Source organism: Chryseobacterium sp. FH1, assembly GCF_000735135.1.
Taxonomy (GTDB): Bacteria; Bacteroidota; Bacteroidia; order Flavobacteriales; family Weeksellaceae; genus Epilithonimonas.
On the sequence record NZ_JPLZ01000005.1, the window covers coordinates 60,636 to 72,678 of the forward strand.

The 12,043-nt window shown below is 36.2% G+C and carries 11 protein-coding genes and 2 tRNA genes; 6 read left to right on the forward strand and 7 right to left on the reverse strand.

Going from position 1 to position 12,043, the window contains the following annotated elements; translation table 11 throughout:
• Positions 1–20: 20 nt before the first annotated feature.
• Positions 21–662 carry a rhomboid family intramembrane serine protease gene (locus IO90_RS06035; protein WP_034964995.1) on the forward strand — a complete coding sequence of 214 codons (642 nt, stop codon included), beginning with the start codon at positions 21–23 and terminating at the stop codon, positions 660–662.
• 870 nt (positions 663–1,532) lie between these two features.
• On the opposite strand, the gene prmC is transcribed toward IO90_RS06035, so the two are convergent.
• From prmC to IO90_RS06065, 5 genes are all read right to left on the reverse strand, one after another.
• Positions 1,533–2,456 carry a peptide chain release factor N(5)-glutamine methyltransferase gene (gene prmC, locus IO90_RS06045; RefSeq protein WP_034964997.1) on the reverse strand — a complete coding sequence of 308 codons (924 nt, stop codon included), beginning with the start codon at positions 2,454–2,456 and terminating at the stop codon, positions 1,533–1,535.
• 50 nt (positions 2,457–2,506) lie between these two features.
• Positions 2,507–3,268 (reverse strand): peroxide stress protein YaaA, encoded by a 762-nt coding sequence (gene yaaA, locus IO90_RS06050; RefSeq protein ID WP_034964998.1) that lies wholly within the window; start codon positions 3,266–3,268, stop codon positions 2,507–2,509.
• A gap of 97 nt (positions 3,269–3,365) precedes the next feature.
• On the reverse strand, positions 3,366–3,977 hold the full coding sequence (locus IO90_RS06055) for an L-threonylcarbamoyladenylate synthase (protein ID WP_034964999.1): 612 nt from the start codon (positions 3,975–3,977) through the stop codon (positions 3,366–3,368).
• Positions 3,978–4,035: 58 nt separating this feature from the next.
• Positions 4,036–4,111, reverse strand: a tRNA-Met gene (locus IO90_RS06060).
• Positions 4,112–4,357: 246 nt separating this feature from the next.
• Positions 4,358–4,433, reverse strand: a tRNA-Met gene (locus IO90_RS06065).
• A 212-nt stretch (positions 4,434–4,645) separates the two neighbouring features.
• Here IO90_RS06065 and IO90_RS06070 point away from each other — a divergent pair.
• Genes IO90_RS06070 through IO90_RS06085 form a run of 4 tightly spaced genes read left to right on the forward strand, consistent with a single transcriptional unit; the run spans position 4,646 to position 8,835 of the window.
• Entirely contained in the window at positions 4,646–5,005 is a 360-nt protein-coding gene (locus IO90_RS06070) for a BlaI/MecI/CopY family transcriptional regulator (RefSeq protein WP_034965001.1), read from the forward strand.
• Entirely contained in the window at positions 5,005–7,050 is a 2,046-nt protein-coding gene (locus IO90_RS18310) for a M56 family metallopeptidase (protein WP_051878355.1), read from the forward strand. Before IO90_RS06070 ends, IO90_RS18310 begins: the two co-directional genes overlap by 1 nt.
• A 56-nt stretch (positions 7,051–7,106) precedes the next feature.
• Positions 7,107–7,943, forward strand: a complete 837-nt coding sequence (locus tag IO90_RS06080; protein ID WP_034965002.1) for a GLPGLI family protein — start codon at positions 7,107–7,109, stop codon at positions 7,941–7,943.
• Between the two features lie 34 nt (positions 7,944–7,977).
• The gene (locus IO90_RS06085; protein ID WP_034965004.1) at positions 7,978–8,835 is read left to right on the forward strand and encodes a GLPGLI family protein; all 858 of its coding nucleotides are present in this window, start codon (positions 7,978–7,980) and stop codon (positions 8,833–8,835) included.
• A 51-nt stretch (positions 8,836–8,886) separates the two neighbouring features.
• Here the strand turns inward: IO90_RS06085 and mscL are convergent, their stop codons facing one another.
• Positions 8,887–9,273, reverse strand: a complete 387-nt coding sequence (mscL, locus tag IO90_RS06090; RefSeq protein WP_034965006.1) for a large conductance mechanosensitive channel protein MscL — start codon at positions 9,271–9,273, stop codon at positions 8,887–8,889.
• Between the two features lie 122 nt (positions 9,274–9,395).
• Between mscL and IO90_RS06095 the strand changes: the two genes are divergently transcribed.
• Positions 9,396–10,886 (forward strand): bifunctional ADP-dependent NAD(P)H-hydrate dehydratase/NAD(P)H-hydrate epimerase, encoded by a 1,491-nt coding sequence (locus tag IO90_RS06095; protein ID WP_034965007.1) that lies wholly within the window; start codon positions 9,396–9,398, stop codon positions 10,884–10,886.
• Here the strand turns inward: IO90_RS06095 and IO90_RS06100 are convergent.
• Positions 10,878–11,930 carry a DNA topoisomerase IB gene (locus IO90_RS06100; protein ID WP_076768767.1) on the reverse strand — a complete coding sequence of 351 codons (1,053 nt, stop codon included), beginning with the start codon at positions 11,928–11,930 and terminating at the stop codon, positions 10,878–10,880. The two genes, IO90_RS06095 and IO90_RS06100, sit on opposite strands and share 9 nt — an antisense overlap.
• Between the last annotated feature and the right edge of the window lie 113 nt (positions 11,931–12,043).

Consider the following 12,043-nt stretch of genomic DNA (forward strand, 5'->3'; position numbering starts at 1 on the left):
TGAAAAATAAATAAAAAATAATGAACACCGTTTTACTCATCATAATCGTAATCACCTGTATCACAAGCTACATAGGATTCCAACAGCCCGAGTTGTTTCACAAATACAAATTCGAAGTCGGAGCCATCCAGCGACGCAAAGAATACCTCAGGATTTTGTCGGCAGGATTTCTCCACGGCGATTTTATGCACCTTCTTTTTAATATGTACACTTTGTACATTTTTGCGCCCATTGCCATTATAGGCTTTGGTATAGGCGGATTTTTGATTATTTATTTAGGTTCCATTATTCTAGGAAATCTATTTTGTCTCTATGTGTACAAAAATGTTCCGTTTTATTCCGCAATTGGCGCGAGTGGAGGCGTTTCTGGGATTCTGTTCGCCGCCGTGGCGTTAGCTCCCAACGACATTCAGATTTGGTTCATTCCAGGTTTCGCATTCGGTGCCATCTATTTTGGATATTCCGTTTATATGATGCTGAATCCGAGAGCCAACGACAATATTGGTCACGCCGCGCATCTTGGTGGCGCATTTTTCGGCTTGGTTTACGCCGTGGCTTCCTATCCCGAATTTGCGATGCAGAACGCTTTGTTTATCGGCATTATGGCTTTGCCACTCATTTATTTGGCCTACGAGATTTTCATCAACAAAAAAATCGGATAGCAATCATTCATCATTTTATCATTCACCGTTTATCATTTATAACTCATCATCTATCATTTATAGTAGTAGCAAGACGACTGCGTTTTTGTTCCAACATTCCAACCCGCTGTCCACTATATCTTTTTTGTGATTGCGAAAGACATTTAGCTATCCAATCGAACATTTTTCCACAATCACAAAAAAGGATGCCGTTACCATCGGGGCTATGTTGAGGTTTCGTACTTCTTTTCGCCATTCCAATCTCCAAATAAAATATCGAAAATCAGGTTCAGCATCAATACCTATACACAATAACCAAGAGTGTTTTATTTTTATAGGTTTATGTTGTAAAAGTTGAATTCCTCTGGAGCTTTTGAGAGACATTGCGCTATCATCCTACAAACATATTGCTCCTCCTGGAGCATTTTTTTGTAAAACTCTAAATGTAAAAAGCATTATTTCTGGTCACTCCCGTTTGGTTCAATCTAAAAGCATATAGAATCTCTAATTGACAAGCTCCTTTAGGAGCGATATGTTTGTAGAAAAAAGTATCTTTCTGTTTTAAGAGCTCAGGATGAGCGAAACAATCACCATGAAATTCTATAATAATCAACAATGTTTCTATAATTTAGCGCAATAAAGGTTGAACTCCTCTGGAGCTTTGAGAGACATTGCGCTATTATCCTACAAACATATTGCTCCTCTGGAGCATTTTTAAAACTCAAAATATAAAAAAGCATTATTTCTGGTCAATCCCGTTGGGTTCAATTCAAAAGAATATCAAATTTCTAATTTGCTCCTTTAGGAGCGATATGTTTGTAGAAAAAGTAACTTTCTGTTTAATAGCTCAGGATTAGCGACACTTCATACCATAATGAAGCTAACCAAAATTTATTTCCTCACAAAAATCATCCTGTCATTCCCAGAAATGTCTTTCAAAAGCTCAACTTCCGAAAAACCTTCTTGATACAATTCCAACGTTTCGGGTCCCAATTTCTGATTGATTTCTAAGAAAATCATTCCATTTTCTGAAAGATGAATAAGGGAATCTTCTGCAATTTTCCGATAAAAAATCAAAGCATCAGAAGTAGGAGAGAAGAGCGCCAAATTCGGTTCAAAATCTTTCACAGATTCTTCAATTTCAACATTTTCCTCAATTCCAATATAGGGCGGATTGCTGATGATAATGTCAAAAACTTCCTGGTCAGTCTGGGCAGGGTAGAAGACTTCTTTCAAATAATCTTTCTGAATAAATTGGATTTTGGTTTTATGAAACTCTGCATTTTTCTTTGCCACCTCCAAAGCATCTTCCGAAATATCAATGGCAGAAACTTCCGCATCCGGAAAATGTTTCTTCAAAATAATCGGAATAATCCCGCTTCCCGTTCCAATGTCAAGGATTCTTGTTGGAGCGTGATAGGGTTGCAGAATTGTGGAGTTGTCAGTCTGAGCGGAGTCGAAGACTTGATTCTTTTCACCTTTTTCTTTGATTTTCCTAATCGCTAATTCCAGCAGCTCCTCCGTTTCAGGTCTTGGAATCAAAACGTGTTCACTGATGAAGAATCTCATTCCATAAAATTCTGTTTCTCCTAAAATCTGTTGGAAAGGTTTACCTGTTTTCAGTTCAGCAATGGCTTCTGAAAATTGCTTTGAAGCAATTTCTGATACTTCTTTTTCAAGATTGATTCTTAGTTCAACTTTATTCAATTCCAGATGATGTTCACAAAAAATGGAAAACAATTCCTCGATTTCTGATTTTGAATAAAGTTCAGAAATTTCATTTTGAAAAAGAGTTTTAAGTTCGGAAATTGTCATATGCTAAATTTGACAAATCAGCAAGATCAGCGTGATTTATAATTCAATAATTATCTCGTAAAAACCAAATTGGTTTCGGTCGACAATTTTTCATCAAACAAATAATTCTCGTAATTGAAAGCTTTAATTTCATCCAAAGTTTTCACTTGTTTCTCGGCGCAGAAACGCAAAACCAATCCACGAGCGTGTTTCGTGTAAACCACAATGGTTTTCAATTTTCCATCTGGCTGTATTTGCTTGAATTCAAAATCGATGACTTTCGCCTTCAACGCCTTTTTGTCGATGACTTTGAAATATTCTGTACTCGCGAGATTGATGAGCAATTCTCCTTTTTTCAATTCAGAATTCAGTTGTTCCGTCACTTTCTCGGTCCAGAATTCATAGATGTTTTTATAAGAATCAAATTTGAATGGTCGTCCCATTTCCAAACGGTACAGCATCACTTTATCGGACGGCTTCAATAATCCATAAAGTCCGGACAAGATCCTGTAATTTTTCTGAAGATAATCTACCGCGTTTTTATCTAAAGTTTTCGCATCCAAACCTCGGTAAACTTCGCCTGTGAAAGCAAACATTGCCGGCGCTGAATTTTTTGCCGTAGGTTTTGCGCTCCATTTCTGATTGCGTTCCCAGTTTTCATCAGCCAATTTGGTAGAGATTTCCATCAATTCAGAAAGATATTTTGGTGATTTCTCTTTCAAATGGGATTGGATAAATTCAGAATCCTTGATGAATTTCGGAGTTGTAGATTTCAAAAATTCCGTCGAATTTTCTATGTTCATCAATTTTGCTGGAGAAGTAACGAATTTCATTGAATGGTTTAAAGTTAATGGTTTAATGTTCAAAGTGTTTAACTCAAAACTTTGAACTTGGAACTAATATTTGTCAGTCTGAGGCTCTCGAATATCTTTATAATATTCCTTTCCCTTGTCTAAGGATTTCCGGTTCGCCAGAAGTCAGGTCAACGATGGTGGAAGCAGTGTTGTCACCATAACCAGAATCGATAACGAGGTCAACCAACTTTTCATATTTCTCAGCGATCAATTCCGGATCTGTGGAATACTCCAAGATCTCATCATCTGCGTGAATAGAAGTGGAAACAATCGGATGTCCCAACTTTTCAACGATCATTTGCGGAACAATATGATCAGGAACCCGGATTCCTACGGTTTTATGACCTTTATAAGATGTAGGTAAATTTCTGTTGGCTTCCAAAATGAAGGTGAAAGGCCCAGGCAAATGTGCTTTCAGAAATCTGAAAGTTGCCGTTTCTATCGGCTTGGTAAATTCGGAAAGATGGCTTAGGTCATTACAAATGATAGAGAACTTGTGCTTATCCAATTTGATTCCTTTGATCTGGGCAAGTCTTTCCATCGCCTTGTGATTGTAAATATCACAACCGATCGTGTAGATCGTATCGGAAGGGTAGATGATAACACCTCCATTCTGCAAAACCTTAACCGCTTCGTTGATAAGGTTTTCCTGTGGGTTTTCCGGATATATTTTTAGGGTTTTTGCCATAATCAAATTTACGAATTTTAAATAAAAAAAGAGAATCAAAAAATTGATTCTCTTAGTTTGGTTGCGAGGACACGACTCGAACGTGCGACCTCCGGGTTATGAGCCCGACGAGCTACCTACTGCTCTACCTCGCGATATTGTAGTGCAAATATACAGCTTTTTTGATACAAGTCAAGTGAATTGGGGTTTTTATTTTTTTTATGAACTATAATTGAAAATTTATTAGACAAAAATTTTATAGAAAAATAAATTTAGGAAAGTTTCAAATAAAATTTTGGTAGACAAAAATCAAACTTCGTCTACCAAAAACTACAAAATGTAGACGGATTTGTCAACAAAGTAAAATAAAAAAAGAGAACCACACTGTGATTCTCTTGATTTGGTTGCGAGGACACGACTCGAACGTGCGACCTCCGGGTTATGAGCCCGACGAGCTACCTACTGCTCTACCTCGCGATATTGTGGTGCAAAGATACTGCTTTTTCAATACAAGTCAAGTTTGAGATTCGATTTTAGAAATAATCCAATTTTAAACTCTGAAAATCAGAGAGATTAATTTTTTAACTTCATTTAACTAAAAAAATAGTTGTACGAATGAAAAATAATCCTACATTTGTATTACTAAGTTTTTAGTGATATAAGATTGATTGTTTTTAAAAGTAAAGATTATGAATAAGCTAACCAAAGCAGAAGAGCAAGTGATGCAATATCTTTGGCAAATAGAGAAAGGGTTCCTGAAAGACGTTTTGGAATTGTTTCCCGAGCCAAAACCTCATACCAATACCATTTCTACAATCCTTAAAATCCTGATGGAGAAAGGCTTTGTAAGTCATAAGACCTTTGGCAGACAACACGAATATTTTCCACTCATTAGTAAAGAGAACTACAGCGGAAGATCGATCAAAAGTCTCGTGAAAAATTATTTCGAAGGTTCTTACACCAATGCTGTTTCGTTTTTGGTAGAAAAAAATGAGATCAGTGTAGAAGATCTGGAACTTTTGTTGGATGAACTTAAAAATAAGGACTAATGGAAGCTTTTATGTTTTATTTGGGCAAGATGATCCTGTGTTCAGGGGTGATGTTTGCTTACTATTTGTTATTCTTAAAGGATAAAACATTTCATCACTACAATCGTTTTTACCTTTTACTGACGGTCATTATCAGCTTGGTACTGCCACTGATAAAGGTTTCGTACTTCACCATCGAGACCAATCAGAATTTTTACTTGTTGCTAAGTCAACTCAATCAAAATCAACTACAAAACTCAACCAATGATCTCACTATTTATCAAATTCTTTATGCAATTAGTGGAGTGGTTTCAATCATTCTTTTAGTTATATTAATATTAGGAATTACGAAGATCCAATCTATCAAAAATAAGTTTCCGAACGAGACGATAGAAGGGATCAAATTTTATCAGACTAACTTAAACAACGCACCATTTTCATTCTTCCGAAATCTGTTCTGGAAGCAGTCCATCCAATTGGATTCGCCTGTAGGACAGCAGATCTTGAAGCACGAGATGGTCCACATCCAACAAAAACACAGTTGGGACAAACTCCTGATGCAGACTGTAAAATCGTTGTTCTGGTTTAATCCTGTGTTTTATTTTATCAACAAAGAAATCAATCTTATTCACGAATACTTGGCGGACAACAAGGCAGTGAACAAATCCGACACGAGAGCATTTGCGCAGATGCTTTTGGAGAGTCATTTCTCTGGGTCGGTGCTTCCTGTCACGAGTCCTTTTTTATCATCTAACCTCAAAAAAAGACTTAAAATGCTTACAAAAAACCAAACCAAGTACAGCTACGCACGCAAACTTTTTGCGCTACCAATTTTATTCTTTATGGTGTTTGCCTATATGGTAAATGCGAAAAATAAAGAGATCACGGAAACAAACCAAGCTATAGAAATAGCGGTAAACGAACTTAAAAACGACACGATCAAACCTAAAACTTCCGAGCTGGACAGTTTATCGACCGAGCATCAGAGACAAGCTCGCGTCTATTCCGATGCTTTGCAGGAAGACCATTTGAAGATGTCGGCGATCAGTAAAAAGTTGGCTGACAAAGGCAAAGAATTGTCAGCACTTAAAAAAGCTAAGAAAGAGGAGACACCTGAATACAAAGCTTTGGAGAAAGATATGGAAACGCTTGCCAGTCAAATGGAAAATATTGTAAGCTCTGACAATTACAAAAACAATATCAAAGGATTGGAGGGAAATGCAGAAGCGGTAGCGAAAATATATGATTCTCCAGCGTTCAAAAACAAAATTGCTCTTGCTGAGAAAAGTGCAAAAGAAGCAGAGAAAAGAGTGAATTCTCCAGAGTTTAAAAAAAGAATTGCTGACGCCGAAAAGCGTGCTTTGGAAGCTGAAAAAAGAGTTAACTCTCCGGAATTAAAAAAGAGAATTGCGGATGCTGAAAAAAGAGCAGAGGAAGCTGTGGCAAGAGTCAACTCTCCAGAGTCAGAGTTCAGAATAAGAATTGCCAATGCTGAAAAATTAGCTCAAACAAGTGTTGATAATATTGGAAAAATATACAGTGAGGCAGACTTTCACAAGATGATCACAGATCAGTTTGGGAAAGATGCTTTTACAGATGGCACCGTGGCTTACGGAATTAATGCTTCAAAATCTCTCCAGTTCAAAGATTTACCAAAATTCGAGTATAATTTTGATAGCGATGTGTTTTATAATACAGAAGCTGTAAAACTGACTCCAAGAGAAATCAAGAAATTGGAGAAAAAAAGAAAAGAGTTGAGAAAAAAGCAACTTGAACTGCAAGAAGAGCAAAAGAAACTTCAACTCAAACAAAGAGAACTAAATAAGGAAGCTGGACAGAATAGCCCTTGGATCATATCTGTCGATGCAAAAGCAAGACCAGCTGTGAATAATATTTCCTATGTAGGTGTTGCCACTTATACAGAAGATTCTCCCAAGACGAATTATTATCTTAATGGACAGAAAATCTCATCTGCGGATTTTAAGAACATCAGTTCAAAAGATATTAGAACTGTAGATGTTTTAAAAGAGAATAAAGTCAGTACAATCAAAATTGTAACCAAATAATAATTTCATTTTTAACACTTTAGCCGGTTCGCCGGCTTTTTTAATATTCCAAAAATATGAAACAACTAATTCTACTCTTTGCTTTAATCGGCACTTTGGCAACTGCTCAAAACAAACGTTTTATCTACGAGTACAAATTCATTTCTGATTCTACAAACGTGGAAGATGTGAAAACAGAAATGATGTTTCTAGACACCACAAAAGAAGGTTCCAAATATTACAGCTACACGGTTTTCAATGCAGATTCTGCAATGAAAGTGAATCTCGAAAAACAATTGGCGGCAACTGGTTCCATCAATATAACATCTGAGATGAGAAAAGGCGAAGTGAGATATTCTGTGACAAAAACTTATCCAGATTATAAAACCTTTCTTCACAGAAGACTTGGGATGGACAAGTACAAAATCTCGGAAGACAGAAAAATCAATTGGAAGATCTCATCAGAAAAAGAAAAAATAGGCGAGTGGAACGCACAAAAAGCTGAAGCTGATTTCGCTGGAAGACATTGGGTTGCGTGGTTTTCTACCGAGATTCCAATTCAAGATGGACCATATAAATTCAATGGTTTGCCCGGTTTGATTGTCAAAGTTGAAGATAAAAATGGTTCTCATAAAATGGAACTGAAAGGCATTAAAAATATTAGTGGCGAGTTGGACATCAATGTATTTGAAGCTAAAGAGATTGCTATCAATTCCAAACAATTTCAAAAAATCATCAAAGATTATGAAAACGATCCAACAAAAGGAATAAGACAAATGCAAATGGGCGGTGCGACGATCGTAATGACAGGAAAAGATGGCACAAGTTCCAAAGTTGCAAAAGAAAATGAAGATCGTCTGAAAGCTCAAATCAAAAAAGACAATAATAGAATAGAACTTGATATTGTGAAATAAATCGTAATTTAGTTCAAACTTGAAAATTCTATCCATGAAAAAACTAATTTTAACCATTCTTTTGACAATTTCGATTTCAATCTATTCTCAAAACCAAAGATTCTACTACAAATATCAATTCCAAACAGATTCGACGGATGCGGAGACCAAAAGAGAAGAGCTAATGACTTTGGACATCGAAAGTAAAAGTTCACGCTATTACAGTGAAAGTGTTTATCTAAATGATTCTGTAATGAGTGCAGAATTTAAGAAAAGAGAATCAACAAACGAAATAAGTGCTCCCATCAATATGAGCGACAAGCACAGGGGCGTGGTCAGATATAAAATCATAAAAACTTATCCTGATTTTGCTGTAACAGGTTTGATGAATGTCAATATGCAAGATTATCAGGTGAATGATTCCAGAAAATTGAAATGGAAAATCCTTCCCGAAAAAGAAAAAATCGGAGAATGGAATACGCAAAAAGCAACCACGGAATTTGCAGGTAGAAAATGGACAGCTTGGTTTTCAGAAGAGATTCCAATCCAAGACGGTCCTTACAAATTTCATGGTTTGCCAGGTTTAATCATCAAAATGGAAGATGCCAGCAAAACCCATGTGATGCAACTTGAAGCTGTGAAAAAAAATATTTTGCCCAGAGATTATAAAGTTGGATTTACAAATCAAGAAGTTAAAATAGATGATAAGAAATTGAAATCTGTTTACAAAGCTTACTGGAAAGATCCAGTTTCTGGGATGAGAAAAATGTACACAGAAGGAGAGGTGATGATAACAGACGAATCTGGAAAAAAACTGGATATGAATCAACAACTAAAGGAAATGGAAAAAAGAGCCAGAGAAAATCTTAAGAAAACTAACAATATTTTAGAATTAGACTTGATTCCACAATAAACTAACAGAACGCCACTGAAAAGTGGCGTTTTGTTTTATCTAGTAGGAAATTTAATTTTTCTCTTTCAGTAAGTCTCTGATTTGAATCAAAAGTTCTTCCTGAGTTGGTCCTGCTGGCGCTGCTTCAGGTTTTACTTCTTCTTTCTTCAATCTGTTGATGCCTTTGATCATTAGGAATAAGGCAAATGCAACAATCGTAAACGAAATAGCAGCTGCCAGAAAGTTCCCGTATTTAATCGCTGTTCCAGGAAGTACTAGTTGCGAAAGATTCTCAGCGTTGATTGCTTTCAAAGCAGGATCAAGAAGCGCTGGTGTAATGATGTCATCTACCAAAGACGTTACGATTTTTCCAAAAGCACCACCAATGATCACACCGACAGCCAAATCAATCACATTTCCTTTGACAGCAAAGTCTTTAAATTCTTTAAAAAATCCCATAGTTGCATTTTTATAGTTGGTTATAACAAAAATATAATTTTTTTATTAAAAACACTTTATTTTTTGATAATCTATAATTATTTTATTAGCTAAATTTGATAAGATCTTTTTAATTATCAATAATGAAAATTCTCACAGCAAAACAAATCAAGGACTGCGACACTGCAACTATCGGAACGGGGATTTCTTCTATTAATCTAATGGAAAAAGCGTCGAAAGCTTGTGTGGATTGGATCGGTGTTAATTTTAAAACAATTCATAAGTTCTTGATTTTCTGCGGTAACGGAAATAATGGTGGCGATGGATTTGCAATTGGAAGAATGCTTTATGAAAAAAGTTTCGATGTCGAAGTTTATATTGATGAGAATCAAAAAGATTTTTCTGCGGATGCGAAAATGAATCTAAAGAAATTAAAACAAATCAGTGGAATCAATATCAAATATTTTTCCGATTTCTCTATTTTAAAAGATGAAAAAACGGTCATTATTGACGCAATTTTTGGTTATGGATTGAATAGAAAACTATCTGGAAATACTGAGAACATCATCAATAAATTAAATCAAACAAACGTTCAAAAAATTTCAATCGATATTCCAACAGGTTTGTACGCCGACAGATTGATTGATGAAAACGCAACAGTTTTAAAAGCAGATTTCACATTGACTTTCCAGTTTTACAAAAGAAGTTTTCTGCATTCGGAAACGGGAAAATTTTGTGGAAAAGTGATGGTTTTGGATATTGGCTTGGATGAAAATTTTATTGATGAAACAGAAACTGATTATTTTGTTATTGATGAAAATCTCGTCAAAGAAATTTATAGACCTCGCGACGATTTCAGTCACAAAGGAACTTTCGGGAAAAGTATTTTGGTTGGCGGAAGTTATGGAAAAGTCGGCGCGATATTGATGTCCACATTGTCCGCGCTTAGAACAGGAAGCGGATTGACTTTCACAATTGCCCCAGAATGTGGAAATCTGATTCTCCAATCGCAAGCACCGGAAGCAATGTTTATGGATTCTGGAGAAAAATATATTGAGAAGATCGAAATTGTGGATAAGGCAGTTTACGGAATCGGACCAGGTTTGGGCAAAGAAACAAAAACTCAAAATGCGCTGTTTGATTTTCTCAAGTCATACAAAGATCCAATGGTTTTGGATGCCGATGCGCTTAATATTTTGGCGGAGAAGGATGGGATTAATTTAATTCCGAAAAACGCTGTCATCACGCCACATCCCTTGGAATTTGAAAGGTTGTTTGGGAAAACTGAGAATTCCTTTGAACGATTGGAGTTAGCGAAAAACAAAGCTGAAGAATTGCAAATATTCATTATTCTGAAAGACCATCATACTGCAGTCATTACGCCTGACAGAAAGGTTTTATATAACATCACGGGAAATTCTGGAATGGCAAAAGGCGGAAGTGGTGATGTCTTGACTGGGATTTTAACTTCATTGATGTCTCAAAAATACGACATCGAAAAAGCCTGCATTTTCGGCGTGTGGCTTCACGGAAAAGCAGGCGATTTTTGTGCGGAGGAATTCTCCAAAGAAGCAATGTTGCCTACCTATCTCATCAACAAAATAGGGACAGTTTTCAAATATTTATCAAGCTGAAATTCTGTTTTTTCGCTTTGGTGAACTTTTTTTAGGTTTTGCGGTCGGAGCTTTTGTTGGTTTTAATTTTGATTTTAACATATACAATACGCCAACTTCTGTTTCCGATAGATTTTCATTTTTCTTCAAAAGTTTTTTGATTTCTTTTTGGAAGTAATGAACCGTGTGACCGTTTTTGTAATGTTCAAAAATTCTCGGATCGATGTAAGAATCTCTCGCAACAGAAGGCGTATTTCCTAATTTTTCAGAAACGGCTACAATCGCATTTCGGATTCTCTTTTTGAGTTCTTTCTGCTGTTTTTCTTCGCAGATTCCCAATTCGTCCAAGATTCCCGCGGCAATCATTGTTCCAGCCCAAGTTCGGAAATCCTTCGCGGAAAACTCGTCGCCCATTATTTCTCGGATATATTGGTTAAGGTCTTGACTTTCAACTGTAATCAAGTTGTTGTCCTTATCGTAATATTTGAAAAGTCGGTAGCCTGGCAATTCTTCAATTTCAGAAATCACCTTTGTCAATTTGGAATTGATAATGTGTTTTTCTTGAAACTTCCCAGATTTTCCTTTGTAGGAAAAGATCATCTCGTCACCAGCAATTTCCAAATGTTTTTTTCGAATAGTTGTAAGTCCATAACTTTGATTTTGCTGTGTGTATTTCGGACTTCCAGGACGGAAATATGCTGAGTCCAAAAGTCTCACCATCGCGGCCAAAACTTTTTCCCGGGTCATTTTTTTCTTTCTGAGATGTTGACCAGTTACGCGTCGCATATGTTCCAATTTTTCTGCAAAGTGAAGGATTCTGTCAAATTTGTCCGCATCTTTTTTCGCTCGGAATTTCGGGTTGTAGATGTATTGTTTTCTCCCTTTTTGGTCTCTTCCGACGGCTAAGATCTTTGCGCTTTTATTGGTGGTGATTTCCACGCCTGTCCACGCTGGCGGAATGACTAATGATTTGATATATTCGATTTTTTCTTTGTCTTTCAGCCTCTCATTGTTTTTATCGACGTAAGAAAAATTTTTTCCCGATGGTTTGCGGATGAGTCTCATAATTTTGATTTGGTGATTTTCCTTAAACAATTAAAATGCCGATTGTATTTAATTATGAAAGATAATTCTGCAATGTCATTTTCCACTCGCATTTATGATTTTATTAACAGTGA